This window comes from Maricaulis virginensis (genome assembly GCF_027922185.1).
In the GTDB taxonomy this organism is placed as follows: domain Bacteria; phylum Pseudomonadota; class Alphaproteobacteria; order Caulobacterales; family Maricaulaceae; genus Maricaulis; species Maricaulis virginensis.
Genome location: NZ_BSFE01000001.1, coordinates 204,138 through 228,320 on the forward strand (window position 1 = coordinate 204,138; position 24,183 = coordinate 228,320).

The following is a 24,183-nucleotide window of genomic DNA, read 5'->3' on the forward strand; positions in this document are numbered from 1 at the left end:
GATTGAATTTCAGGCCTTGTGGAGCTAGGAGCAGGCGCTCGGGGTCGGGGGACCGGCCCGGAGCGCACCGGAGGGGATACAGGGTGAAGGCTTTCGTCGAGAGTTCGCATTTCCGCAACTTCATCATGACGCTGATCGTGATCAACGCGATCACGCTGGGGCTGGAAACCTACCCCTATGAAGGCGACTGGTTCACCACCTGGTTGCCGATGCTGGACCGCATCATCGTCGGCGTATTCGTCGTCGAGATCGCGCTCAAGCTGATCGCCTACCGCCACCGCTTCTTCCTGTCGGGCTGGAACTGGTTCGACCTGTTCGTGATCACGGTGTCCGTCATCCCGGCGGCCGGCAGCTTCTCCGTCCTGCGGGCGCTGCGGATCGTGCGGGCCTTCCGCCTGTTCTCGGTGATGCCGGATCTGCGCAAGGTCGTGGAAGCCCTGCTCAATGCCATCCCGGGCATGGGGGCCGTGATCGCGGTGCTGGGCCTGATGTTCTACGTCTCCGCCGTGATGGCGACCAAGCTTTATGGCGAGGCCGTGCCGGAACGCTTCGGCACGCTGGGCGACAGCGCCTTCGCCCTGTTCCAGGTGATGACGCTGGAAGGCTGGGCGTCCGACGTCGCCATTCCGGTGATGGAAACCCATCCCTGGGCCTGGATCTTCTTTGTCGTCTTTATCGTGCTGACCAGTTTCGCGGTGCTGAACCTGTTCATCGCCATCATCGTGGACAGCCTGCAGTCCAAGCATTTCGACGACGAAGAGGCCCGCGATGCCGAGGCCGATGCCGACCGGGAAGTCCTGCACACCGAGATCGCCGGCTTGCGCGCCGAGATTGCGGCCCTCACCGCGGTGGTTCAGCGCTCGCTGGGCGAGGCACCGTCCTCGAGCAGTTCGGAAAACGCGGCCGACAAGTCGGAATAGAAAGCCGCCAGGCGTTCTTCGCGCTCCGACCGCGTGCGCGGCGCCGGAGCACTCAGGGCACGGGCCGGCAGGCCTTCGTGCACCTGCACCATGAAGTCGCGCCAGATCTGGGCGGGCAGGCCGCCGCCCGTGACATTTTCCATCGGGCTGTCATCGTCATTGCCGACCCAGACACCGGCCGTGTAGTCGGCGGTATAGCCGATGAACCAGGCATCGCGGAAGGACTGGCTGGTGCCGGTCTTTCCCGCCGAGGCCCGGCCTGGCAGGGCCGCACGGCGGCCGGTGCCGGTCATCACCACATCCTGCAGCATGGTCGACATGGCCCGGGCCGTTTCCGTTTCCAGCGCCCGTTCGGCGCCGGGATCGCGATGCTCGTACAACACGTCGCCGCGAGAGTTCGTGATCGAGAGGATGAAGTAGGGCTCGCGACGCTCGCCGTCATTGGCGAAAACTGAGTAGGCCGCGGTCAGCTCGACCAGGTTCACTTCCGCGGCGCCGAGCGCGATGGCGGGCAGTTCGGGCAGGTCGGAGCGGATGCCCAGCCGGTGGCCCATTTCCACGATGCGGCCAATGCCCACTTCGTCGGCGACCTGTACGGCGACGGTGTTGATCGAGCGCTTGAGGGCTTCCTGCAGGGTGACGAGGCCGCGATAGGAGCCGGAGAAGTTCTGCGGCGTCCAGCCTTCCAGATCGACCGGTTCGTCCCACACCGCCGAGGACGGGTCGTATCCCGCTTCCAGCGCGGCCGCGAAGACGATGGGTTTGAAGGCCGAGCCGGGCTGGCGCCGGGCCTGGACGGCGCGGTTGAACTGGCTGTCGCGATAATCCCGCCCGCCGGCAAAGGCGCGGATCGCCCCGTCCGGTGCCAGCAGCACGATGGCGGCTTCGCCGGCATGGGCAGCTTCGCCCTGTTCGGAGAGGACGCGTTCCACGGTCTCGTTGGCAGCGCGGGCGAGGGCCGGATCCAGCGTGGTGCGGATGATCAGGTCGGGGATATCGCCGGGCACCAGGCGCTGGGCCTCGGTGAGCGCCATGTCGAAGGCGTGGCCCCAGTTGGACGTGGCGTTGGGATCGGAGGTGTCGGCGACGGGTTCGGCCGGTTCCGCGAGCGCTTCGGCATGTTCGGTTGCGGTGATGTAGCCGGCTTCCTCCATCGCGGCGAGCACCTGGGCAGCGCGGGCGCGGGCAGCGTCGAGATTGATGGTCGGGTCGAGCCGGCTCGGCGCCTTGGGCAGGGCGGCCAAGAGGGCGGCTTCGGCCAGGGTGAGCTCGGTGGCGGACTTGTCGAAATAGCGTTCGGCGGCGGCCTCGATGCCGTAGGCACGGGCGCCCAGATAGATGCGGTTGAGGTAAAGCTCGAGGATTTCGGTCTTGGACAGCTGGCGTTCCAGTGCGCGGGCCAGCCGCATTTCCTGGATCTTGCGGCGCAGCTCGCGGTCGGGCGAGAGCATCAGGTTCTTCACCAGCTGCATGGTGATGGTCGAGCCGCCCTCGACGGTGGCACCTGCGCGGAAATTCCGCCACAGCGCCCGGGCGACGCCGCGGAAGTCCACCCCGGTGTGCCGGTAAAAACGCTGGTCCTCGATAGCGAGGAAGGCCTGGGGGACGTGCTCGGGCAGGCTCTCCAGCGCGACGGCGCGGGCGTAGAGCGGACCGCGGACAGCGAGCACCCGGCCTTCACGATCGGTCAGGGTGACGGCCGGTTCGCGGCGGACATTCCACAGCTCGGCGGCTGTCTGCGGCGCGGGCGGCAGGTCGTGAAAGGCCCAGTGCCAGCCGGCGAAGGCAAAGGAGACAAGCATCACGGCGATCAGCGCCAGCGATCCGCCCACGATCAGGCGGCGGCGCTGTTCGCGCCGGTCGCGTTCCATCATGTGATCCGCGCGAAACGGCTCCTGGTACATGCTTTTTGCCAACCCCGAATGCCTGGCTGCGTGTTAGGCTCGCCCTGTCTAAAGCCTATCAATAGCGGCGGAATTCAGGCGGGACCATGCCTCAGCCTTTCTGGAAAATGAAATCTCTGGACCAGATGTCCCGTGCCGAATGGGAATCGCTCTGCGACCATTGCGGAAAGTGCTGTCTGGTGAAGCTGGAGGACGAGGATACCGGGCTGCGTCTGGAGACCGATGTCGCCTGCACGCTTTTCGACTGCGAGAATGGCGGCTGCCGCAATTATTCGCACCGGCACACCCAAGTGCCCGACTGTGTCGTGCTGACGCCTGACAATATCCGCACCCTGCCCTGGATCCCGAAAACCTGCGCCTACCGGCTGATCGCCGAGGGCAAGGATCTTTTCGACTGGCATCCGCTCGTCACCGGCGACCCGCACTCCACCGCCAAGGCCGGGATGAGCGTCGCCGGTCAGGTGGTCAGCGAGGATGATTTCGACGGCGACCCCGACTGGGAAGAACACATCGTCGAATGGCCGGGGGAGGGTGATTGAGGCTCAGGCTTCCCCCGCCGAGGCGGGGGAAGTGCCGAGCGTAGCAAGGCGATGGGGGTAAGTGCGCGCTGCCGCGCTCTGCGGCGCTTTCGCGCCGCCCCCTCAGTCCGCTACGCGGACAGCTCCCCCGGCAAAGCGGGGCGAGTCCTTTTCAAGTCAGCTGAACACCGCCTTGTCCTTGGCGCCGAGGGCCTTGAAGACCATGGCGGCCGGGCAGAAGCCGGTGAAGCTGGTCTGGATCTGGTTGAGGCCGACGAAGGCGGTGAGCAGCAGCCACCATTCACTGACCTGCCAGGCGAGGATCGCCGAGAGAAGGGTCATGCAGCCGGCGAAGAGCATGACGGCACGTCCGAGGGTCATGATGTTTCTCCTTCATGAGAGACTTCGGAAAGGGCCGGCCGGTAGGGCGCATCGCCGTCCTTGAAGACGACGTAGATCGCCGGGATCACCAGCACGGTAAGAAGGGTGGACGAGGCAAGCCCGAACAGGAGCGAGATCGCCAGGCCCTGGAAGATCGGATCGCCCAGAATGACCGAGGCGCCGATCATGGCGGCGATGGCGGTCAGGAGGATCGGCTTGAAGCGGATCGCGCCGGCCCGCAGCAGGGTCTCGCGCAGGGGCTCGCCCTCCTCGGCGCCGTGGCGGATGAAATCGACCAGCAGGATCGAGTTTCGCACGATAATGCCGGCGAGAGCGATGAAACCGATCATCGAGGTGGCGGTGAAGGCGGCGCCGAAAACCCAGTGCCCGAAGATGATTCCGATGAAGGTCAGCGGGATCGGGGTGAGGATGATCAGCGGCACGCGGAACGACCCGAACTGCGCCACAACCAGCACATAGATGCCCAATAGCGCCACCATGAAGGCCGCACCCATGTCGCGGAAGGTGACATAGGTGATTTCCCACTCGCCATCCCACAGCAGGGTGACCTCTTCATCGCCCGGCGGCTGACCGTACATCCGGATCCGGGGGGCGGGGATATCCTCGCTCCAATCCCGTTCCGCGAGGGCGTCCTGGACGGCGAACATGCCGTAGATCGGTGCCTCGAAATCGCCGGCGAGCTCCGCCATCACCATTTCGGCATAGCGCCCGTCGCGGCGGAAGATCGGGTAGGAGCCGTCCTCCTCGGTGATCGAGACCACGTCGCCCAGCTCCACCACGGTGCGGTCGCCGGGAAGGGTGTTGGCGGGCACGGGGGTGGAGGCGAGACGCTCGGTCCAGCTGCGGTCGCTGCGCGGCAGTTCCACGGCGATCTCGACCGGATTGCGGCCTTCCCCGCGATGGGAATAGCCCACCGTGGTGCCGCCGATCAGGGCAGCGACCGTGTCGTAGACATCCGATTGCTGGACGTGGAAATATTCCAGGCTGTCCTGGTCGATGGCGATGCGCAGGCGCGGCCGCGGTTCGCCGAACCCGTCATTGACGTCGACGACCCAGGGCACGCTCTCGAAGGCCGCGCGGACCTCGCGGGCGACAGCGCGGCGGGTTTCCGCGTCGGGACCGTAGATCTCCGCCAGCAGGGTTGCCAGCACGGGCGGTCCCGGCGGGATTTCCGCGACCTGGACGGAGGTGCCCTCGGGCAAATCCATCCCGGCCAGCAGTTCGCGGGCTTCAAGCGCGATCTCGTGCGAGGCGCGGTCGCGATGATGCTTGGGCAGGAGATTGACCTGCAGATCGCCCTGTTCCGGCCGGTTCCTGAGATAGTAGTGGCGCACCAGGCCGTTGAAATTGAACGGCGCCGACGTGCCGGCATGGGCCTGGATCGACACGGCTTCCGGGATTGCGGCCAGCCGGCCGGCGGCTTCGGTGAGCACCCGGTCGGTGCGTTCCAGCGTGGCGCCTTCGGGCAGGTCGATGATGACCTGGAATTCCGACTTGTTGTCGAAGGGCAGGAGTTTCACCGTCACGCCCTTGAAGTAGAAGGCGGACATGGAGACCAGGGTGAGCACGCCCACCGTCAGGAGCAGGGTCCAGGCGGGCTTGCGTCCGGCGACAATGGGTGTGGCGACGCGGCGGTAGAGCCGGCCGAGAATGCCCTCATGGCCTTCGGCATGGCCGGAGACATCGGATTTGCGGCGGCCGGCGATCATCATCATCAGCCAGGGCGTGAGCACCATGGCGACAAAGAAAGAGAAGATCATCGCGGCCGAGGCATTGACCGGGATCGGCGCCATGTAGGGCCCCATCAGGCCGGACACGAACAGCATCGGCAGGAGGGCTGCGACCACGGTGAGGGTGGCGACGATGGTGGGATTGCCCACTTCGGCCACGGCCTCGACGGCAGCGGTGATGCGCGGCCGCCCGTCCTTCATCGCCCAGTGGCGGGCGATATTCTCGATCACCACGATGGCGTCGTCGACCAGGATGCCGATGGAGAAGATCAGCGCGAACAGCGAGACGCGGTTGATCGTGTAGCCCATCAGGTTGGAGGCAAACAGCGTCATCAAAATGGTGGTCGGGATGACGACCAGCACGACCAGGCCTTCGCGCCAGCCGATCACGAACGTGACCAGCAGCACGATGGAGACGGTGGCCAGACCGAGGTGGAAGAGCAGCTCGTTGGCCTTCTCGTTGGCGGTCTCGCCGTAATTGCGGGTGACGGTGACCTCGACGCCCTCGGGGATCAGGCTGCCGCGCAGCAGGTCGAGGCGTTCCAGTATGTGTTCGGAGACGACGACCGCATTGGCGCCCTCGCGCTTGGCCAGGGCCAGGGTGACGGCGGGCGTGCGCTGCCAGCTGGCGGTGGAGCCGTGCGCATCCTCGCCATGACTGCCGTCGCTCCCCTCGCGGGTGAACATCCAGGCGCGGGCACCGGCCGGCTCGGCACCGACAATGACATCTGCCACATCGCGCACATAGACCGGGCGTCCGTCGCGCGCGGTGAGCAGGAGAAGGCCGATATCGGGCACGCCCTGCAGTGTCTGGCCGGCGGTGACGAAGCGCGTGGTGTCATTGCCGCTCACCTGGCCGGCGGGGAAGGCGCGGTTGGCCTCGGCGATGCGGCCGGCGAGCTGTTGCAGGGTGACGCCGTATTGCGACAGGCGTTCCGGATCCGGTTCGACACGGATCTGGTCGGCGCGGCCACCGGTGATATAGGTCAGGCCGACATCGTCGACCGACATCAGCGCGGCGCGCAATTCCTCGGCGATATTGTAAAGGGCATTGTCGTCCCAGTGCCCGGCCACGGCGGGCGCGGGCGACAGGGTCAGCGCGACAATGGCGACATCGTCAATGCCGCGGCCGACGATCAGCGGCGGATTGATGCCGTGGGGGATGCGGTCGAGATTGGCGTTGATCCGCTCGTGCACGCGCAGGATCGCGTCGTCGGCATCGGTGCCGACATCGAAGCGCGCGGTGACCATCACCTGGTCGTCTTCGGTCTGGGAATAGACGTGTTCGACATTCTCGATCGATCGGATGATCGTCTCGAGCGGTTCGGTGACGAGTTCCACCGCGTCCGGTGCGCGCAGGCCCGGCGCGGCGACCATCACGTCCACCATCGGCACGGAAATCTGCGGCTCTTCCTCGCGCGGGATCACCATCAGGGCGATCAGGCCCATGGCCAGCGAGGCCAGCAGGATGAGCGGCGTCAGCGGCGAGCGGATAAAGCCCTTCGCCAGGTGTCCGGAAAGCCCCAGCTTCATGGCTGCACCAGCACGTCGCCGGCGGCGATGCCGCCGAGAATTTCAACACCGTCCGCGGTTTCGCGGCCGCGCTGGACGACAATGTCCACGACATGGCCATCGGCCTCGCGCAGGCGGACATAGTCGACGCCATAGCGGTTGATCAGGAAGGCTTCCGGCACGATCACGGCATCGCGCGCATCGACCTCGACATGCACGCGCACGCGTTCGCCGACAAAGTAATTGCCCAGCCCCTCGACGACGGCGTCGGCGATGACGCGGCCGTCCTCGATGCGCGGATAGACCTGGCGGATGCGGCCGGTCGGCGCGACATCGCCGGTCAGGGCAGCCGCGTCGACGGTCACCGTATCGCCTTCGGAAATCGTGCGGGCATGACGTTCCGGCAGGCGCAGGCGCAGAAGGTAGAGTTCCGACGCGATGGTGGCGACCTGTTCGCCCTGCAGCACGACCGAACCGGCGGTTACCGGGACCTCCAGCACGCGGCCGCTGGCCGGGGCGAGCACATCGCCTTCGCGCGATTGCTGCACCAGGACGGCGCGTTCCTGGCGGGCCGAGGCGAGCTGGCCTTCCAGCACGTCGACCTGCGTCTGGGCCTGATCCAGGCGGGCCTGGGGGAAGATGCCGCGGTCGAACAGGTCCTGCGCGCGGGTCAGGTCGATGCGGGCCTGGTCCAGCTGGGCCTGCAGCGCCGAGGCGGTGGCGTTGACGGCGCCGATCTGCGGCGCCAGCCGGTCGTCCACCACCACGGCTAGCACATCGCCGGCCGCCACGGCATCGCCCTCATCGACGCGCAGCTCGCCGATCGTGCCGGAGATGCGGGCGCGGGCGGCCACGGTGTCGATGCTCTCGACCGTGGCGAACACGGCCTTGCGGTCGGCAATCTGCGTCTGGGTGACGGTGAAGCGCTCGCCCGGCTGGGCGAGGGCGCCGGGGGCGGTAACCGCAAGAAGGGCGGTCGCGAGGAGGCCGGCTTTCAGCATGGCGTCAGGCCTTTCCGGTTCAGCGGCTCTGGGGATCGATAACGGCGCCGGTGGCCGGATCGATGGTGATGGTCGGCAGGCCGGCCGTCTTCCAGGCCAGGAGGCCACCCTTCACATGGGCGGTAATCGGCACGGCCGCCTTCTGGCAGCGCTGCAGCGCGTCCATCGAGCGCTTGCCGGAACCGCAGTGCAGGATCACCTCGCGGGATTTGTCGAGCGGCAGGGATTGCGGGTCGAAGGTCGAGAGCGGATGCAGCGAGGCGCCGTGCAGGCGTTCGGCCGCGTATTCGCGCGGCTCGCGCACATCGATCAGCACGGCCTTGTTGTCCTGCAGGGCCTTGTAGACGTCTTTCGGGTCGAGTTCGCGAAGGCTCATGACGGGGTCTTCCTTGCATCGGGTGGCGGGGTCAAAACATTAGTTGACACTAATTTAGTGGAAGCTATATTAGCTGTCAATGATGTTTCAGATGCCGTGTTCGAGGTGACCCGCGTGACGACAATCGACCCGCAGATCGCGCAATTGCAGGACCAGGCCGGCGATGCCGCCGCCTTCCTGAAACTGCTGGCCAATGAAAAACGCCTCCTGATCCTGTGCCGTCTGGCGATGGGGGAGGCGACGGTGGGCGAGCTCTGCGAGATTGCCGGCCTGTCGCAATCGGCCATGTCCCAGCACCTGGCAAAAATGCGCAGCGACGGTCTGGTGGAAGGGCGCAAATCCGGTCTCCAGGTCCACTATTCGATCCGCGACGAACGCTGTCTCGGCATCCTCATGCATCTGAAATCGCAGTTCTGCACCGTAGCCGATGCGGTGGCCGGATAGATTGATCCAACGCAAAGCCGGAGTGCGACAATCCGGACAAGAATGACCCGTTGAAGCCGGGTCGGGAGGAAAACATGGCTCATATCGTTGTACTTGGCGCCGGCCTCGGCGGCGTTCCCATGGCCCTGGAAGCGCGCAAGGAATTGCGCTCCAGCGACCGGATCACGGTGGTCTCGGACTATCCCACCTTCCACTTCACCCCCTCCAATCCCTGGGTCGCGGTCGACTGGCGCAAGCCGGAGAAGATCAAGGTCGAGCTGGCGCCGATGCTGAAGAAGAAGGGCATCGACTTCATCCACGCGGCGGCAACGAAGGTGCGCCCGGATGCCAACGCCATCGATCTGGCGAATGGCGAGACGCTGGAATACGATTATCTGGTCATCGCCACCGGCCCGGAACTGGCCTTCGACGAGATCGAGGGGCTGGGCCCGCATGGCGGTTTCACCCAGTCGATCTGCCATGTCGACCATGCCGCGGCGTCCAACGATGTCTGGCAGGACTTCGTGAAGGATCCCGGCCCGATCGTGGTCGGGGCGGTGCAGGGCGCGTCCTGTTTCGGGCCGGCCTATGAATTCGCGATGATCCTCGAGACCGATCTCAGGAAGCGCAAGATCCGCGACAAGGTGCCGATGACCTTCGTCACCTCGGAACCCTATATCGGCCATCTCGGCCTGGACGGTGTCGGCGACACCAAGGGGCTGCTGGAAAGCGAGATGCGCAACCGGCACATCAAGTGGATCACCTCGGCCCGCGTGAAGAAGGTCGAGGACGGCATGATGCATGTCGAGGAAGTGGCCGAGGACGGGTCGGTGAAGAAGACCCACGAACTGCCCTTCAAGTACTCGATGATGCTGCCGGCCTTCCGCGGTATCGCCGCGGTGCGCGATGTCGAGGGCCTGGTCAATCCGCGCGGCTTCATCATCATCGACGAGCACCAGCGCAACCCGGAATACCACAATGTCTTCTCGGTCGGCGTCTGCGTCGCCATTCCGCCGGTTGCGGCCTATCCCGTGCCGGTGGGCGTGCCCAAGACCGGCTTCATGATCGAGAGCATGGTGGTCGCCACCGCCCGCAATCTGCGCGCCGATCTGGACGGCAAGCCGGCCAATAATGTCGCTACCTGGAATGCGGTCTGCCTGGCCGATTTCGGCGATGGCGGCGTCGCCTTCGTCGCCATGCCTCAAATCCCGCCGCGCAATGTGAACTGGTCCGCCGACGGCGGCTGGGTCCACCTCGCCAAGGCCGGCTTCGAAAGCTATTTCCTCGGCAAGATCCGCGGCGGTGTCGGCGAGCCCTTCTACGAGAAGGCCGTGTTCGACATGCTCGGAATCCACAAGGTGAAGAAGGAAAGCTGATTTCCCCTGTCATCCCGGATGGACGCCCCGCGCAGGCGGGGCGAAAGTCCGGGACCCATAAGCCCGGTGGCTATCCAGCTGTCGCGTAAGCCGAGCCAGCTTCCGGCCCAAAGCGAGCGTATAGGTCCCGGCCCTGCAGCCCGCCTGCGCGGGCGATCCGGCCGGGATGACAGCGGCGCTTAAAAAGCACAAACCGCGGATAACCTGTCCGCTATCCCCGCATCCTGCACAAATTTCTCCAGCGTTCTCAACCTCTTTCCAAAAAAGCACGGCCGGAAATCAGACCGGTCTCGGCGCCGGGCTATGGTTCGGCATGCTTGAGAAAACCGAGAGAAAACGGCGCGACCGGGTCGACTGGTATCCCTGGATGGTGCGCTACGAGGCGGGTGAAAGCGCAAGCGCGCTCGCCGCCGAGGCCGGCTGTTGCCGGAACACGATCTACCGCAACTGGGCCTGGTTCTCGGCGCTCGCGCCGGAGGAACGGGCCGATCTGCGACGGCGGGCTTTCCGCCGGCTGGCGGCACGGATCGAGTCCGATGCCCTGCGTTGCCGGATCGACGAGGCCGGCAAGCAGGCGCGCGGACTGGAGCCGGTCCGGCGGCTGCTCGAAGCCATGGAGGACGAGATGAAACCGAACACGACACGACCGGCAGCAGGGGGCCAGCATGACGAGATCTCACCTGCCGCAGCCCGGGCCGAACTACTTGCGCGACTTGCTGAGCACGCAAGACTGCGACGTACAAAAGCGCTGGACGGACAGTCTGAGCGAAGCGGAGCTGGCGCAGATGTGCCGCGACTGGGCGCTCTGGAAACCAAGCAGGGCACAGATCCCGCCTGAGGGCGACTGGCTGATCTGGCTCTTCCTGGGCGGCCGCGGTGCGGGCAAGACCCGCGCGGGGGCCGAATGGGTGCGCGGTGTTGTGGAGGGCGGGGCACAGCGGATCGCGCTGGTGGCGCCGACTTTCAACGATGTGCGCGAAGTGATGATCGAGGGCCCGTCCGGCCTGATGAATATCGGACCGGAAGCCGGCCGGCCGCGCTATGAGGCCAGCCGCAAACGCGTCGTCTGGCCCGGCGGGGCGGTGGGCTATGCCTTCTCCGCCGAGGATGCGGACGGGCTGCGCGGGCCGCAATTCGATTTTGCCTGGGGCGACGAAGTTGCCGCCTGGGCGAACCCCCAGCGCGTCATCGACACGCTGCGCATGGGGCTGCGCCTGGGCGATCATCCGCGCCTCATGCTGACCACCACGCCGCGGCCGATCCCGGCGCTGAAACGCCTGGTGAAACAGGCCGGTGTACAGCTGAGCCATCAGCCGACCGCGGACAATGCGGCCAATCTGGCACCGGGCTTTCTCGACGCGATGAATGCCGCCTATGGCGGCTCGGCGCTGGGGCGGCAGGAGATCGAGGGCATACTGATCGACGATCCGCCCGGCGCGCTGTGGACGCGCGGCCAGGTGGAGGCCTGTTTTGCTGAAACCGTGCCCGATCTCGACCGGATCGTGGTCGCCGTCGACCCGCCGGCCTCGGGCGGACCGCGCTCGGACGAGTGCGGCATCGTGGTGGCGGGCGCGGCCGGCGAGGGGCCGGGCCGGCGCGGTGTCGTGCTGGCGGACATGTCCTTCGGGCCCGCCATGCCGGCCGACTGGGCCGCGCGCGTGGCGTCGGCCTTCGACAGTTTCAGCGCCGACAGCGTGATCGCCGAGGCCAATCAGGGCGGGGAAATGGTGCGCTCGGTGCTCAAGGCCGCCGACGCCGCCCTGCCGGTCAGGCTGGTGCATGCCACGCGCGGCAAGCATGTGCGCGCCGAACCGGTCGCCGCCCTCTATGCCGCCGGGCGGGTGAGGCATGCCGGCCGCTTTGCCGCCCTGGAGGACCAGATGTGCGCCTTCGGCTCGCCCGAGGCCGGCGGCACCAGCCCCGACCGCGTCGATGCCCTCGTCTGGGCCCTGACCGACCTCCTCGTCGGCACCCGCGGCGCCCCGCGCATGCGCTGGATGTAAGGAATTTGCGCATTGTCATCCCGGCCGGATGGCCTGCGAAGGCAGGCCGCAGGGCCGGGACCTATATCCTCGTTGCAGGCCGTAAGCAGGCGCGACATTCGCGCTAACCCGGAACCATCGGGGTTATGGGGCCCGGACTTTCGCCCCGCCTGCGCGGGGCGTGCATCCGGGATGACAGCAAAGCTTTCGAACACAAAGAAGGGACACATCATGTCCAACTGGTTTTCCCGGTTTTTCGGCCGGGATGTGAAGACGGCTGCGACGAGCCGGCTGGTCTCGCTGGCGGCGGGGCGGGTGTCGCGCTGGCTGCCGCGGGCGCTGCCGGCGCAGATCGAGGCAGGCTATGCGCGCAATGCGGTGGCCAATCGCTGCGTCAGGCTGATCGCCGAGGCCGCTGCCGACGTGCCGTTCCGGGCCTCCGATCCGGCGGTGCAGCGCCTCCTCGACCGGCCCAATGCCGAGACCTCCGGGCCCGAGCTGTGGGAAAAACTCTACGGTTATCTACAGCTGGCGGGGAATGGCTATCTCGAGCTCGTCACCCTGGACGGCGAACCGCGCGAGCTTTTCAGCCTGCGCCCGGATCGTATGCGTGTGCTGGCCGATCCGACGGGTTGGCCGACCGGGTGGGAGTATGGCGCCGGGGGCTATAAACGCCGCTTCGAGCGCGATCCTTCCACAGGCCGTTCACAGGTTTTCCACATGCGGCTCTTCCATCCGTCCGACGATCATTACGGCCTCTCGCCGCTGGAACCGGCGGGCCGGGCGGTCGATCTGCACACGGCCGGGGCCGACTGGGCGCGGGCGCTCCTGGACAATGCGGCGCGGCCCTCCGGTGCGCTGGTCTTCAACGGCGCCGACGGACATCTCACCGAGGACCAGTTCGAACGCCTCAAGGGCGAGCTGGCCAACACCCATACCGGCGCCGCCAATGCCGGCCGTCCGCTGCTGCTGGAGGGCGGTCTGGACTGGAAGCCGATGGCGATGAGCCCGGCGGAGATGGACTTCATCGAGGCGCGGCGGGAGGCCGCACGCGAGATCGCGCTGGCCTTCGGCGTGCCGCCGCTCATCCTCGGCCTGCCCGGTGACAATACCTATGCCAATTATCGCGAGGCCAATCTCGCCTTTATCCGCCAGACCGTGACGCCGCTGGTGCGCAAGACCGCGCGGGCGCTGTCGGTCTGGCTGCAGCCCTGGTTCGGCGGGACGCTGACCATCGAGGCGGACATCCCCGGTCCGGAGGCGACGCCATGAGCGATATGCCCCGCTGGACGCTGCAGCGCCAGGTCACGGCCGGCGTCCTCCTCGCCATCGGCCTGCAAAGCGCCGGCGCGCTGATCTGGTCCGGCCGCGTCGCCGAACGCCTCGACCAGCTGGAACACGCCAATGACCGCGCCGGCCCCCTCGCCGAACGCCTGGCCCGGCTGGAAGCCGAAATGCGCCTGGCCCGCGAGAGCCTGGTGCGCATCGAGCGCCGGATGGAGGAATAGGCGGGGCGCCTCACCAGACCCGTCATTGTCATCCCGGATGAACGCCCCGCGGAGGCGGGGCGAAAGTCCGGGACCCATAATCCCGGTGCGCCTCCAGCTGCCGCTGAAATCGGATCCGCCTCCGGCCAAAAGCGAGCGTATGGGTCCCGGCCCTGCGGTCCGCCTGCGCGGGCCATCCGGCCGGGATGACATCGCAAATTCAAGGAAACCCAAATCATGCCCCAACCCCTCCTGATCGAGGGTCATGCGAGCCTGTTCGGGCTGGCGGACCTGGCCGGCGATGTCGTGCATCGCGGCGCGTTTGCCCGGACGCTGCGGGCGAAGACGTCCATCCCCATGCTGTTCCAGCACGATCCGGCCGAACCGGTCGGCGTGTGGACCGGGCTGCGCGAGGACCGGCGCGGGCTGTTCGTCACCGGCGAGATCCTGGCCGAGGGCCCGCGCGGGCGCACGGTGGCGGGCCTGGTGGCCCGCGGTGCGGTGAACGGTCTCTCCATCGGCTTTCGCACCCGCCGCTCCGCTGCCCGCAAACCGCGCGGCCGCGACCTCTTCGACATCGATCTCTGGGAGGTCTCGATCGTGACCTTCCCCATGCTGCCGCAGGCCCGCCTGCGGCTCGTCCGGCCTGCCGTGGCCGCCTGATCTCCTTCACTCAAAAGGGAAAATCCATGACCAAGGAAACCAAGATGACGCCGGTCTCGGCGGAAACCCGGGCCGCGCTGGGCGAGGTGCTGGCCGCGTTCGAGGCCTTCAAGGAGGCCAATGACGCCCGCCTCGACGAGATCGACGCCAAGGCCTCCTCCGATGTGCTGCTGGACGACAAGGTCGCCCGCATCGACGCCGCCCTGACACAGCAGAAATCCGCCCTCGACCGCCTCCTGCTCGACCGGGCCCGCCCCGGTCTCGACGGCGCTGCAGCCAATGCCGGCTCGGCGGCCTGGTCGGACTATATGCGCCGCGGCGATGCGGCCGGGCTGAATGAGGGCAAGTCGGCCAGCGCGGGCTCGGACGCCGATGGCGGCTATGTCGTGCCGGCGGAGACCGAAGCGCGTATCGATCGTCTCCTGACCGAAGCCTCGCCGATCCGCGCCATCGCCTCGGTGCGCCAGACCTCGGCCGGCATCTTCCGCAAGCCGGTGTCGAAAGGCGGCGCCGCCACGGGCTGGGCCGCCGAGACCGCCGCGCGGCCGGAGACGGACAGTCCGACGCTGGACCTGATCGATTTCCCCTGCGCCGAGCTTTACGCCATGCCGGCCGCCACCCAGCAATTGCTCGACGATGCCATGGTGGATATCGAGCAATGGCTGGCCGAGGAGGTGCGGGATGTCTTCGCCGTCCAGGAAGGCGCGGCTTTCGTCAATGGCAATGGTTCGGGCAAGCCGCGCGGCTTCCTCAATTACACCAAGGCCGCCGAGGGCAATCAGGCCTGGGGCGAGATGGGCTATGTCGCGACGGGTACGGATGGCGGCTTCGATGCCGGCGACCCGGCCGACGCGCTGATCGATCTCGTCTATGCGCCCAAGACCGCCTATCGCGCCCGCGGCCGTTTCGTGATGAACCGTCAGACCGTCTCCGCCGTGCGCCGCTTCAAGGACGCCGACGGCAATTATCTCTGGCAGCCCTCGCTGTCGGAGGCGGGCACCTCCACCCTGCTGGGCTATCCGGTCACCGAGGCGGAAGACATGCCCGATATCGGTTCGGACGCCTATGCCATCGCCTTCGGCGATTTCGAGAAAGGCTATCTCGTCGTCGACCGCCAGGGCGTGGAAGTGCTGCGCGATCCCTATTCCGCCAAACCCTACGTCCTCTTCTACACCACCAAACGCGTCGGCGGCGGCGTACAGGACTTCGAAGCCATCAAGCTGTTGAAGTTCGGGACGTCGTAGAGGCGCCCGCCCACCATTCCTTGTCATCCCGGCCGGATGCCCCGCGCAGGCGGGGCGCAGCGCCGGGACCCATACGCACCGCTTCTGGCTGCAAGCAGGCTCGTTATCCGCGCCAGCCGGACGATCACCGGGGTTATGGGTCCCGGACTTTCGCCCGGCTCAAGGCCGGGCATCCATCCGGGATGACAATACGTTTTGCGAGGTCCCAGAATGTCCCTCACACTCCTCACTCCGCCATCCGCGGAGCCTGTCACGCTGGCCGAGGCGAAGCTGCGGCTGCGCATCGGCAATGATGTGCATGACGATGCGATCAACCAATGGATAGCCGCGGCCCGTGAGCGCGTCGAGCGGGAAACGGGGCGGGCGCTTCTTGCCCAGACCTGGGTCGAACGGCGCGACCGCTGGGACGGGGACGGGCGGCTGGTGGCGTTCGGCACGCAGTTCCGATTGCCCAGACCGCCCCTGATCGCCCTGGAGGCGATCACCACATATCACGCAGACGGCACGCCGTCGGATCACGATCCGGCGACGTTTTTCGTGGACACGATGGCCGATCCGGGGCGCATCGCGCTGAAGCCGGACACGGTCTGGCCCGAGCCGGGCCGCGCTGTGGGCGGGATCGAGATCCGCTTCCGCGCCGGCTATGGCGATGAGCCTGCCGATGTGCCCGCGCCGCTGCGCGAGGCGATCCTGCAGCTGGTCAAAGCCATGTCGGAGGGCGGCGAAGCCCTGCCGCCGGTGGCGGACAGCCTGATGGCGCCCTATCGCCGGGTGACGCTGTGAGCGGGCCGGAAGCGGGCCTGCGCGCGGTGATCGATGCGGCGCTCAAGGCCGATCCGGCGATCCGGGCGGTGCTGGGCGATCCGGTGCGGCTGACCGCCCGGCGCGACCGCCGCACGCCCTATCCCAATGCCAGCTGGGGCCGGATCGAGACGGTGGAGACCGGCGCCGACGGCGTCGCCCTGCTGGAATGCCGGCTGAGCCTGGACATCTGGTGCCGCGATGCCGATCCGGCCGAACTCCTGGGCCCGCTGCGCACGGCACTGGCCGGGTTCGACATCGACCTGCCGGAACCCTGGACACTGCTCTCGCTTCTGCCCGCCTACAGCGATGTCTTCGCCACGCGCGACACCGATATCCGCCGCGGCCTGATCCGCCTGAAAGCGGTGATGGGGCGGGTGGGGTGAGACACGTTCGCTCGTCCTCCCCCTTGATGGGGGAGGGGGACCACGGCGCCGCCGTGGTGGAGGGGGTGGGGGCGAGGTGTTTGAACGGGCGAACGCCGGGCTTCACCCCTTCCGACCCGAGGCTCCGCCTCGGCCCACCTTCCCCGTCAAGGGGAAGGATGTTTGCGCTTCAAAATTCAAGACAAGGAAATCCACTATGACACTCCAATCCGGGCGCGATGTCCTGTTGCGGATCGGCGATGGCGGTGCGCCGCCGGCCTATGCCGCGGCTGCCGGGCTGCGCATGAAGACGATCTCGCTGAATGCGAGGACGGTGGATGTCACCCATGCCGACAGCGCCGATGGCTGGCGCGAATTGCTGGCCGGCGCGGGGGTGAAATCCTGTTCCGTCTCCGGCGCAGGCGTCTTCGTCGATGCGGCCGCCGATGCGCAGGTGCGCCAGGCCTTTTTCGACCAGGCGGCGCGGGACTGGCAATTGGTGATCCCGGGCTTCGGCACGATCACCGGTCCCTTCCTGGTCGCCAGCCTGGATTATTCCGGCCGTCATGATGGTGAGGCGGCCTGGGCGATGACCCTGGCCTCGGCCGGTGCGCTCACCTTCGAGGCGCTCTGATGGCCAATCCCGTGCGCGGCGAGGTGGAGCTGGTGGCCGGCGGCGAGACGCATGTCCTGTGTCTCACCCTGGGTGCGCTCGCCGAGATCGAGACGATCTGCGCCGATGGGGCACCGATGACGGCGACCCGTCTTCTTGCGGTGCTTGAGGCGCTGATGCGCGGCGGCGGGTCGACGCTCACGGCCCGCGAGATCCGCGCCCTGCCGCTGGACATGGAGACCGCCGCCGGCGCCGTGGCGGCCTGTTTCGAACGGGCGGGCGCGTGACCGGCGCCATGGACTGGCCGGCCGCCCTGCGCCTTGCCGTGCGGCTGGGCCTGACACCGCACGCCTTCTGGCAATTGAGCCTGGCGGAATGGCGTGCCCTGACCGGCGGCGCTGCGCCGTCGCTCGACCGGGCGGCGCTTGACGCCCTTCTTCAACGCTATCCGGACCCCTCATCATGACCGATTATTCCGACCGGGCCGGCGAGGCCCTGCAGACGCTGGCCGACGGTCCCGCCCGCCAGGCTGCCGATGCCATCTCCGCCGCCTTCGAACGCACTGGCGAGACCATCGAGCAGGCGCTGGGCCGGGCGGCGCGCTCGGGCGAGACCAGTTTTTCCCGCATGACCGATGCCATCCTGCGCGATCTGGCGCGGCTGGCCGCCGAACAGCTGATCGAGAAACCGCTGGAAGGCGCCATCAATCGCGCCCTGTCCGGTCTTGACCTGTTCGGCGCGCGGGCCGGGGGCGGACCGGTGACACCGGGTGGCGCCTATCTGGTCGGCGAGCGGGGACCGGAGCTGTTCACGCCCGCCAGTGCCGGCGAGATCGGTCCGGCCGGGGCGCCGAACGTCACCGTCAACCTCGTCCTGCCGCCGGGCGGCGATGTGCGGGCCGTCGAAGGCTCGCAGACCCGGATCGCACGGGCACTGGCCCGGGCCGTTGCCCGGGGGAGCCGCTGGTCATGAGCGCGTTTCACGAGATCCGCTTTCCCTTCGCCATCGGGCTGGGCGCGTCGGGCGGGCCGGAGCGGCGCACCGAGATCGTCACCCTGGTCTCCGGCCGCGAGGAGCGCAATTCGCCCTGGGCCAATTCCCGCCGCCGCTGGGATGCCGGGCCGGGTATCGCTTCGCTGGACGATATCCACACCTTGCTGGCCTTCTTCGAGGCGCGACAGGGCCGGCTGCACGGTTTCCGCTTCCGCGACCCGCTGGACAATCGCTCCTGCGCGCCCTCGGTCCAGCCATCCCCGGCGGACCAGGTGCTGGGGACGGGCGATGGCGGGACGGCCGCCTTCCAGCTGGTCAAGCATTATGCCAGCGGTGCGCAGAGCTGGACCCGTACGATCGCGAAACCGGTCGAGGGATCGGTGCGCGCCGCCATTGACGGTGTGGAGACCCCCGTCACCACCGATCACACGACCGGCCTCATCATTTTCGACACCCCGCCCGCACCGGGCGCCGTGATCACCGCCGGCTTCGCCTTCGACTGCCCGGTCCGCTTCGACACCGACCGCCTCGACATCGCCCTCGACACAATCGGGGCCGGGGCAGTGCCGCATGTGCCGCTGGTGGAGCTGATTTAGGCGTCATCGCTGGCGGCGGTGTTTTCCCCCTCATCCGCCCTTCGGGCACCTTCTCCCCCAGGGAGAAGGGGTTTTCGCAACACGCTCCGCCGGAACTCCCTCTCCCCGGGGAGAGGGTTGGGGAGCGGGGGGGAGACACCGCCGCGGACCATTCCGAAAGGACATCCCATGCTCACGCCTTCCCCTGCGCTCGAGGCCGCGCTGGCTTCGGGGGTGACGACGCTGTGCTGGTGCTGGCGGGTGACGCGCCGGGACGGGCCGGTGTTCGGCTTTACCGATCATGATCGCGACCTGACCGTGGACGGGCTGGTTTTCCTGGCCGGGTCCGGCTTTGGCGGTGCCGACCGCGAGTGCACGGCCGGGTTTGCGCCGGGCCAGACCGGGCTTGCCGGCGCGCTGGACGCTGAAACGGTGACGCAGGCCGATCTGGAGGCCGGGCTGTGGTCCGGGGCGCTGGTGGAGATCCTGCGGGTGGACTGGTCGGCGCCGGAGAGTTTCGTGCGCACGGCCCGCGGCGAGCTCGGCGAGATCCGCTGCCGTGACGGCCGGTTCGAGGCAGATCTTCTGGGGCCGGCCCACCGGCTGGAGACGATGACGGGCCGGGTGTTCGCCCGCCGCTGCGATGCGGAACTGGGCGATGCGCGCTGCGGCGTCGATGCGGGGCATGGCGGCTTCGCGCTGGGCTGTGACAAGCGCTTTGCCACCTGCCGCGACCGTTTCGCCAATACGCTGAATTTCCGCGGCTTTCCCTACATGGTCGGCAATGACATGCTGCAGGCCTCGCCCGCCAGCGAGCCGGTCCGCGATGGTGGATCGCGGGGGCTCGTGTCATGAGCCGGGCGCAGGTGCTGAAGGAGGCGCGGACCTGGCTGGGCACGCCCTATTGCCACCAGGCCAGCCGCCGCGGGGCAGGGTGCGACTGTCTGGGTCTGGTACGCGGCGTCTGGCGGGCGCTTTATGGCGCCGAGCCGGAGAGCGTGCCCGCCTATACGCCGGACTGGGCCGAGGTGGCGGGCGAGGAAACGCTGCGCGATGCGGCCATGCGGCATCTCGTGGAGATCGATCGCGCCGCCGCGCGGCCCGGCGATGTCCTCCTCTTCCGGCCCGATCTGGCCGGTCCCGCCAAGCATTGCGCCATCCTCTCCGCCCGCGACCGCATCATCCACGCCTATTGGGGGCGGGCGGTTGCCGAGACGGCGCTGTCGCCCTGGTGGCAGCGGCGCTGCGTGGCGGCCTTCGCCTTTCCCGAATGCGAAGCTGACCAGCCCGCACGGTCGCTGGCCGAGCGGGTGTTTGGGCCTTCCTAGACTCACCCCCTTCGACCTCACCCGGCCCCTGGCCGGGGTTCGGCCACTTCCCCCGCTGACGCAGGGGAAGCCTTGGCACAGGGCTCGCCCCGCTCGCGGGGGAGCTGTCCGCGTCAGCGGACTGAGGGGGCGGCGCGAAGCGGCGCAGAGCGCGGCAGCGCGCAATCTCGCAAAAGCACAGGACACGAAATCCATGGCGCAACTTGTTGTGACGGCCGGGCAGGCCGCGCTGAGCGGGGTGCAGGCGCTGGCGCCGGCGCTCGCTTCGACGGCCGCGAATGCGGCGGTGAATGCGCTGCTGGCGCCGCATCGCGAAGGGCCGCGGCTGAGCGAATTGCCGGTGCAGACCTCGACCGACGGTGCGCCTATGGCGCGGATCTGGGGGCGGGGGCGGATCGCCGGCCAGGTGATCTGGGCGTCGCGTTTTTCGGAACATCAAAGCGAGAGCGGTGGCGGCAAGGGCGGGCCGCCGCGCACCGACTACAGCTACTCCATCTCCTTTGCCGTCGGCCTGTGCGAGGGCGAGATTTCCGGCATCGGCCGGATCTGGGCCAATGGCACCCTGCTGGACCGCTCGCGCTATCCGGTCCGGGTTCACACCGGGGCCGAGGACCAGGCGCCCGACGCGCTGATCCAGACCATTGAGGGCGCGGATGCGCCGGCTTTCCGGGGCACCGCCTATGCGGTGATGGAGGACTGGCCGCTCGACGCCTTCGGCAATCGCATCCCCAATCTCTCCTTCGAGGTCTTCCGCCCGGTGCGCAATGCCGGTCTGGAGCGGCAGGTGCGGGCGGTCAATCTCATCCCCGGCTCGGGCGAGTTCGCCTATGCCGTCGAACCGGTGATGCGCGAACTGGGCCCGGGGCACGAGGCCGCCGAGAACGCCCATAACGGCCGCGGTCTGACCGATATCGTGGCGGCGCTGGACGATCTGGAGCGGGACCTGCCGGCCTGCCGGTCGGTGCAGCTGGTCGTCGCCTGGTTCGGCACAAGCCTGGACTGCGGTGCCTGCGAGATCCGTCCGGGCGTGGAGACGCGCGACAAGGTCACACGGCCGCTGGACTGGTCGGTCGCCGGGACCGGACGGTCCGGCGCGCACCTGATCTCGCAGGCCGATGGCCGTCCCGTCTATGGCGGCACGCCGGACGATGCCTCTGTCATCGCCGCGATCCGGCATCTCAAGGAGCGCGGCTATGCCGTCACCCTCTATCCCTTCATCCTGATGGACATGCCCGGCTATCCCTGGCGCGGCCGGATATCCGGACCCGACGGCAGTCCTGATGCCGCCGACGATGTCGCCGCCTTTTTCGGCACGGCTGCGGCAGAGGATTATGCGGTCTCGGGGGATGCGGTGGCATATGCCGGGCCGGGGGAGTGGCGCTTCCGGCGCTTCATCCTGCATTGCGCCGCCCTGGCAAAGGCCGCCGGCGGGGTGGACGGTTTCCTGATCGGGTCGGAAATGGTGGGGCTGACCACGCTGCGCGCCGCGGCCGGCACCTATCCCGCCGTCGATGCGCTGTGCGATCTGGCGGGCGCCGCGCGCAGCCTGCTGGGCAGTGGTGTGCGCCTGTCCTATGCCGCCGACTGGACCGAGTATCACGGTCACCAGCCCGGCGGCGGCGCGAAGGTTTTCCATCTGGATCCGTTGTGGAGCGACGCGGCCATCGATGCCGTGGCGATCGACTGGTATGTGCCGCTGAGCGACTGGACCGGCGGCGGGGACGAGGCGGATGCCGCGATCGCGACCGGTCCTCACGATCCGGCCTATCTCGCCGCGGGCGTGGCCGGCGGGGAGGGGTATGACTGGTATTATGCCTCTGACGCGGATCGCGAAAACCGGATCCGCACACCGATTGCCGATGGCGCCCATGGCGAGGACTGGATCTGGCGCGTCAAGGATCTGCACGGCTGGTGGTCGAATGCGCATCATGACCGGCCCGGCGGCGTGCGGGCGGCCGAAGCGACCGGCTGGGTGCCGCGGTCCAAGCCGCTCTGGCTGACGGAAGTGGGATGTCCGGCCGTCGATCTCGGCGCCAACCGGCCCAATGTCTTTCTCGATCCCAAGAGCGATGAAAGCGCGCTGCCCTGGCATTCCAGCGGTACGCGCGACGACCTGATGCAGCGCCGTTATCTGGAGGCCCTGCTGTCGCACTGGGAGGCGGGTGCGAACAATCCCGTATCGCCGGTCTACGGCGGGCCGATGGTCGATCCGGACCTGATCCATGTGTGGACCTGGGATGCCCGGCCCTGGCCCGATTTCCCGACGCGCACCGATATCTGGTCGGACGGTCCCAACTGGGAGCGCGGCCACTGGCTCAACGGACGCGCCGGCCAGGTGCCGGTGGCAGGCATCGTCACCGAACTGGCGGAAGATGCCGGCATGCCGGCGCCCGATGTGTCGGCGCTGGACGATCTGGTCTCCGGCTATACGGTCGACCGGCCGATGAGCGTGCGGGCGGCGCTGGAACCGCTCGCCGGTCTTCTGGGCTTCGGCGTTTTCGAGCGCGCGGACGGGGTGCATTTCGTGTCGGCCGGGCGTTCCGGTCCGGTCTTCGCGCTGGCCGAGCCGGCGACGGGACCGGACAGCGACCGGCAGTGGACATCGCTGCCGCCGGCCGAGCTGCCGCGCGATGTGGCGCTGGGCTTTTTCGACGACACCGCCGCCTACCGGCCGGGCCGGGTCTCGGTGCGCGAAGCCTTTGGCACCGTGACCACCCTGGCGCAGCAGGTCTGCGTCGTTGCCGACCCGTCGCTGGCGCGCAGCTGGTGCAGTGCGGTTCTGGCCGATCTCGCGCATCAGGCACCGGTGACCGGTTTCAGCCTGCCGCCCTCGGCGCTGGCTGTAGAAGCGGGCGATACGGTTCGGCTCGACACGCAGGCCCTGCAGGTGCTTTCTCTGGATGGTGGCGATGTGCGTCAGACCCGGGCCTGTGCGCCTTCCCTGCGCCGGGCGGCGGTCAGCGGGGCGGACAGCGGTGTCGATGCACCGGGGCCGGCACTGCCCTCGCGGCCGCTGGTCGCGGTGCTGGATATCCCCCTTGTCGCCGGGGCGGAGACGCGGGCCGGGCCCTTGCTGGCGGCCCATGCCGAACCCTGGCCGGGGCGGATCGTCTATCATGCCGGCGGTGCCGCCCGGGCAGAAAGCCGCCAACCGGCGCGGATCGGTGTTCTGACGGACGACCTGCCGGCCGGACCGCCCGCGCGCTGGGACCGGGCGCATGCGGCGGGGATTGAACTCTTTGCCGGCACGCTGGCCGCGCTGCCGCCCGGGGCCGTGCTGGCCGGCGGCAACCGGATCGCGATTGCGGGACCGGACGGGGCGTGGGAAATCCTCGCCTTTGCCGATGCCGAACTCGTTGCGCCGCAGACCTGGCGTGTGCGCACGCTGCTGCGCGGTCTCGACGGAAGCCGGTGTCTGGATCATGCGGCGGGAAGCGAGGTGGTCGTGCTGGCCGGCGTGAGCGATGTCCTGCCTGTCGCCGTGCATGAAACCGGCGCCCCGCTGTCCGTCACGGGCGTGCCCGACGGCCTGCCGGTCCATCACAGCCAGGCGCGAACGGTGGAGTTCGTGCCGCAGCAGCGGCATCTGCGTCCCCTGAGGCCAGTCCATCTGAGCGCGCACCGGAGGGAGGATGCGCTCGACCTGGCCTGGATCCGGCAGACACGCCTCGGCGGGGACAGCTGGGCGGCCGGCGATGTGCCGCTGGGGGAGACATTCGAGCGCTACCGCATCACGGTGTCGGCAGACGGCGAAACCGGGCTGGAGCTGGAAACCGGAGCGCCCGTCCTGTCCGTGCCGCTGGCGGCCATCGACACGGCGTTCGGCGGGCGTCCGGCAGCGCTCTCCATCAATGTTGCCCAAGTGTCCGACCGCTACGGCCCCGGCGAGACGGTGTCGCTGAGCCTCGACCTGTGAGGTGGCTTTGCGAACCGGGGCAAACCCGCTTACATGAAAGGCGTGTAGACCCCG

At 68.1% G+C, this 24,183-nt stretch carries 25 protein-coding genes; 20 read left to right on the forward strand and 5 right to left on the reverse strand.

Annotated features, from left to right (window positions below):
* The first annotated feature begins 83 nt into the window (after positions 1-83).
* Positions 84-920: an ion transporter gene (locus PKE71_RS00985; RefSeq protein WP_271185086.1), complete on the forward strand. Its 837-nt coding sequence runs from the start codon at positions 84-86 to the stop codon at positions 918-920.
* On the opposite strand, the gene PKE71_RS00990 is transcribed toward PKE71_RS00985, so the two are convergent.
* Positions 854-2,824, reverse strand: coding sequence for a transglycosylase domain-containing protein (locus PKE71_RS00990; protein WP_271185087.1), 1,971 nt, complete (start codon positions 2,822-2,824; stop codon positions 854-856). The genes PKE71_RS00985 and PKE71_RS00990 overlap by 67 nt on opposite strands.
* Positions 2,825-2,910: 86 nt before the next feature.
* Between PKE71_RS00990 and PKE71_RS00995 the strand changes: the two genes are divergently transcribed.
* Positions 2,911-3,363 (forward strand): YcgN family cysteine cluster protein, encoded by a 453-nt coding sequence (locus tag PKE71_RS00995; protein WP_271185088.1) that lies wholly within the window; start codon positions 2,911-2,913, stop codon positions 3,361-3,363.
* A 156-nt stretch (positions 3,364-3,519) separates the two neighbouring features.
* Here the strand turns inward: PKE71_RS00995 and PKE71_RS01000 are convergent, their stop codons facing one another.
* From PKE71_RS01000 to PKE71_RS01015, 4 genes are read right to left on the reverse strand one after another with little or no spacing between them, the layout of a single operon-like run.
* Positions 3,520-3,723, reverse strand: coding sequence for a YgaP family membrane protein (locus tag PKE71_RS01000; protein WP_271185089.1), 204 nt, complete (start codon positions 3,721-3,723; stop codon positions 3,520-3,522).
* Positions 3,720-7,007, reverse strand: coding sequence for an efflux RND transporter permease subunit (locus tag PKE71_RS01005; RefSeq protein WP_271185090.1), 3,288 nt, complete (start codon positions 7,005-7,007; stop codon positions 3,720-3,722). The genes PKE71_RS01000 and PKE71_RS01005 overlap by 4 nt, the downstream gene beginning before the upstream one ends.
* Entirely contained in the window at positions 7,004-7,987 is a 984-nt protein-coding gene (locus PKE71_RS01010; RefSeq protein ID WP_271185091.1) for an efflux RND transporter periplasmic adaptor subunit, read from the reverse strand. Before PKE71_RS01010 ends, PKE71_RS01005 begins: the two co-directional genes overlap by 4 nt.
* Positions 7,988-8,006: 19 nt before the next feature.
* Positions 8,007-8,363 carry a rhodanese-like domain-containing protein gene (locus PKE71_RS01015; RefSeq protein WP_271185092.1) on the reverse strand — a complete coding sequence of 119 codons (357 nt, stop codon included), beginning with the start codon at positions 8,361-8,363 and terminating at the stop codon, positions 8,007-8,009.
* A gap of 114 nt (positions 8,364-8,477) precedes the next feature.
* Between PKE71_RS01015 and PKE71_RS01020 the strand changes: the two genes are divergently transcribed.
* The 18 genes from PKE71_RS01020 to PKE71_RS01105 all read left to right on the forward strand — a co-directional run bounded on the left by PKE71_RS01020 (position 8,478) and on the right by PKE71_RS01105 (position 24,129).
* Entirely contained in the window at positions 8,478-8,807 is a 330-nt protein-coding gene (locus PKE71_RS01020; RefSeq protein ID WP_271185093.1) for an ArsR/SmtB family transcription factor, read from the forward strand.
* A 74-nt stretch (positions 8,808-8,881) separates the two neighbouring features.
* Positions 8,882-10,162 carry an NAD(P)/FAD-dependent oxidoreductase gene (locus PKE71_RS01025; RefSeq protein ID WP_271185094.1) on the forward strand — a complete coding sequence of 427 codons (1,281 nt, stop codon included), beginning with the start codon at positions 8,882-8,884 and terminating at the stop codon, positions 10,160-10,162.
* A gap of 313 nt (positions 10,163-10,475) precedes the next feature.
* A complete protein-coding gene (locus PKE71_RS01030; RefSeq protein ID WP_271185095.1) occupies positions 10,476-11,000 on the forward strand; it encodes a hypothetical protein in 525 nt (174 codons plus the stop codon).
* Entirely contained in the window at positions 10,948-12,165 is a 1,218-nt protein-coding gene (locus PKE71_RS01035; RefSeq protein WP_271185096.1) for a DNA-packaging protein, read from the forward strand. Before PKE71_RS01030 ends, PKE71_RS01035 begins: the two co-directional genes overlap by 53 nt.
* A 210-nt stretch (positions 12,166-12,375) precedes the next feature.
* Positions 12,376-13,416, forward strand: coding sequence for a phage portal protein (locus PKE71_RS01040; RefSeq protein WP_271185097.1), 1,041 nt, complete (start codon positions 12,376-12,378; stop codon positions 13,414-13,416).
* Positions 13,413-13,652 carry a hypothetical protein gene (locus PKE71_RS01045; protein WP_271185098.1) on the forward strand — a complete coding sequence of 80 codons (240 nt, stop codon included), beginning with the start codon at positions 13,413-13,415 and terminating at the stop codon, positions 13,650-13,652. The genes PKE71_RS01040 and PKE71_RS01045 overlap by 4 nt, the downstream gene beginning before the upstream one ends.
* 216 nt (positions 13,653-13,868) lie before the next feature.
* On the forward strand, positions 13,869-14,294 hold the full coding sequence (locus tag PKE71_RS01050; RefSeq protein WP_271185099.1) for an HK97 family phage prohead protease: 426 nt from the start codon (positions 13,869-13,871) through the stop codon (positions 14,292-14,294).
* A 26-nt stretch (positions 14,295-14,320) separates the two neighbouring features.
* Positions 14,321-15,538 carry a phage major capsid protein gene (locus PKE71_RS01055; protein WP_271185100.1) on the forward strand — a complete coding sequence of 406 codons (1,218 nt, stop codon included), beginning with the start codon at positions 14,321-14,323 and terminating at the stop codon, positions 15,536-15,538.
* Between the two features lie 210 nt (positions 15,539-15,748).
* Complete coding sequence (locus PKE71_RS01060; RefSeq protein WP_271185101.1) at positions 15,749-16,321, forward strand: head-tail connector protein; 573 nt, start codon at positions 15,749-15,751, stop codon at positions 16,319-16,321.
* Complete coding sequence (locus tag PKE71_RS01065; protein ID WP_271185102.1) at positions 16,318-16,725, forward strand: DUF3168 domain-containing protein; 408 nt, start codon at positions 16,318-16,320, stop codon at positions 16,723-16,725. The genes PKE71_RS01060 and PKE71_RS01065 overlap by 4 nt, the downstream gene beginning before the upstream one ends.
* A 196-nt stretch (positions 16,726-16,921) precedes the next feature.
* Positions 16,922-17,338: a phage major tail protein, TP901-1 family gene (locus PKE71_RS01070; protein WP_271185103.1), complete on the forward strand. Its 417-nt coding sequence runs from the start codon at positions 16,922-16,924 to the stop codon at positions 17,336-17,338.
* Positions 17,338-17,604, forward strand: coding sequence for a GTA-gp10 family protein (locus PKE71_RS01075; protein WP_271185104.1), 267 nt, complete (start codon positions 17,338-17,340; stop codon positions 17,602-17,604). Before PKE71_RS01070 ends, PKE71_RS01075 begins: the two co-directional genes overlap by 1 nt.
* The gene (locus tag PKE71_RS01080; RefSeq protein ID WP_271185105.1) at positions 17,601-17,783 is read left to right on the forward strand and encodes a phage tail assembly chaperone; all 183 of its coding nucleotides are present in this window, start codon (positions 17,601-17,603) and stop codon (positions 17,781-17,783) included. The genes PKE71_RS01075 and PKE71_RS01080 overlap by 4 nt, the downstream gene beginning before the upstream one ends.
* Positions 17,780-18,289: a phage tail tape measure C-terminal domain-containing protein gene (locus PKE71_RS01085; RefSeq protein WP_271185106.1), complete on the forward strand. Its 510-nt coding sequence runs from the start codon at positions 17,780-17,782 to the stop codon at positions 18,287-18,289. The genes PKE71_RS01080 and PKE71_RS01085 overlap by 4 nt, the downstream gene beginning before the upstream one ends.
* Positions 18,286-18,906 (forward strand): DUF2460 domain-containing protein, encoded by a 621-nt coding sequence (locus PKE71_RS01090; RefSeq protein WP_271185107.1) that lies wholly within the window; start codon positions 18,286-18,288, stop codon positions 18,904-18,906. The genes PKE71_RS01085 and PKE71_RS01090 overlap by 4 nt, the downstream gene beginning before the upstream one ends.
* 168 nt (positions 18,907-19,074) lie before the next feature.
* The gene (locus PKE71_RS01095; RefSeq protein ID WP_271185108.1) at positions 19,075-19,740 is read left to right on the forward strand and encodes a DUF2163 domain-containing protein; all 666 of its coding nucleotides are present in this window, start codon (positions 19,075-19,077) and stop codon (positions 19,738-19,740) included.
* Positions 19,737-20,213 (forward strand): NlpC/P60 family protein, encoded by a 477-nt coding sequence (locus PKE71_RS01100; protein WP_271185109.1) that lies wholly within the window; start codon positions 19,737-19,739, stop codon positions 20,211-20,213. Before PKE71_RS01095 ends, PKE71_RS01100 begins: the two co-directional genes overlap by 4 nt.
* 193 nt (positions 20,214-20,406) lie before the next feature.
* The gene (locus PKE71_RS01105) at positions 20,407-24,129 is read left to right on the forward strand and encodes a baseplate multidomain protein megatron (RefSeq protein WP_271185110.1); all 3,723 of its coding nucleotides are present in this window, start codon (positions 20,407-20,409) and stop codon (positions 24,127-24,129) included.
* Positions 24,130-24,183: the final 54 nt, after the last annotated feature.

Excerpts from the sequence above, each read along its gene's own strand:
- PKE71_RS00990 (WP_271185087.1), bottom strand. The coding sequence starts at position 2,824 with ATGTACCAGGAGCCGTTTCGCGCGGATCACATGATGGAACGCGACCGG.
- PKE71_RS00995 (WP_271185088.1), top strand. The coding sequence starts at position 2,911 with ATGCCTCAGCCTTTCTGGAAAATGAAATCTCTGGACCAGATGTCCCGT.
- PKE71_RS01000 (WP_271185089.1), bottom strand. The coding sequence starts at position 3,723 with ATGACCCTCGGACGTGCCGTCATGCTCTTCGCCGGCTGCATGACCCTT.
- PKE71_RS01005 (WP_271185090.1), bottom strand. The coding sequence starts at position 7,007 with ATGAAGCTGGGGCTTTCCGGACACCTGGCGAAGGGCTTTATCCGCTCG.
- PKE71_RS01010 (WP_271185091.1), bottom strand. The coding sequence starts at position 7,987 with ATGCTGAAAGCCGGCCTCCTCGCGACCGCCCTTCTTGCGGTTACCGCC.
- PKE71_RS01015 (WP_271185092.1), bottom strand. The coding sequence starts at position 8,363 with ATGAGCCTTCGCGAACTCGACCCGAAAGACGTCTACAAGGCCCTGCAG.
- PKE71_RS01025 (WP_271185094.1), top strand. The coding sequence starts at position 8,882 with ATGGCTCATATCGTTGTACTTGGCGCCGGCCTCGGCGGCGTTCCCATG.
- PKE71_RS01030 (WP_271185095.1), top strand. The coding sequence starts at position 10,476 with ATGCTTGAGAAAACCGAGAGAAAACGGCGCGACCGGGTCGACTGGTAT.
- PKE71_RS01035 (WP_271185096.1), top strand. The coding sequence starts at position 10,948 with ATGTGCCGCGACTGGGCGCTCTGGAAACCAAGCAGGGCACAGATCCCG.
- PKE71_RS01040 (WP_271185097.1), top strand. The coding sequence starts at position 12,376 with ATGTCCAACTGGTTTTCCCGGTTTTTCGGCCGGGATGTGAAGACGGCT.
- PKE71_RS01045 (WP_271185098.1), top strand. The coding sequence starts at position 13,413 with ATGAGCGATATGCCCCGCTGGACGCTGCAGCGCCAGGTCACGGCCGGC.
- PKE71_RS01050 (WP_271185099.1), top strand. The coding sequence starts at position 13,869 with ATGCCCCAACCCCTCCTGATCGAGGGTCATGCGAGCCTGTTCGGGCTG.
- PKE71_RS01055 (WP_271185100.1), top strand. The coding sequence starts at position 14,321 with ATGACCAAGGAAACCAAGATGACGCCGGTCTCGGCGGAAACCCGGGCC.
- PKE71_RS01060 (WP_271185101.1), top strand. The coding sequence starts at position 15,749 with ATGTCCCTCACACTCCTCACTCCGCCATCCGCGGAGCCTGTCACGCTG.
- PKE71_RS01070 (WP_271185103.1), top strand. The coding sequence starts at position 16,922 with ATGACACTCCAATCCGGGCGCGATGTCCTGTTGCGGATCGGCGATGGC.
- PKE71_RS01075 (WP_271185104.1), top strand. The coding sequence starts at position 17,338 with ATGGCCAATCCCGTGCGCGGCGAGGTGGAGCTGGTGGCCGGCGGCGAG.
- PKE71_RS01085 (WP_271185106.1), top strand. The coding sequence starts at position 17,780 with ATGACCGATTATTCCGACCGGGCCGGCGAGGCCCTGCAGACGCTGGCC.
- PKE71_RS01090 (WP_271185107.1), top strand. The coding sequence starts at position 18,286 with ATGAGCGCGTTTCACGAGATCCGCTTTCCCTTCGCCATCGGGCTGGGC.
- PKE71_RS01095 (WP_271185108.1), top strand. The coding sequence starts at position 19,075 with ATGCTCACGCCTTCCCCTGCGCTCGAGGCCGCGCTGGCTTCGGGGGTG.
- PKE71_RS01100 (WP_271185109.1), top strand. The coding sequence starts at position 19,737 with ATGAGCCGGGCGCAGGTGCTGAAGGAGGCGCGGACCTGGCTGGGCACG.
- PKE71_RS01105 (WP_271185110.1), top strand. The coding sequence starts at position 20,407 with ATGGCGCAACTTGTTGTGACGGCCGGGCAGGCCGCGCTGAGCGGGGTG.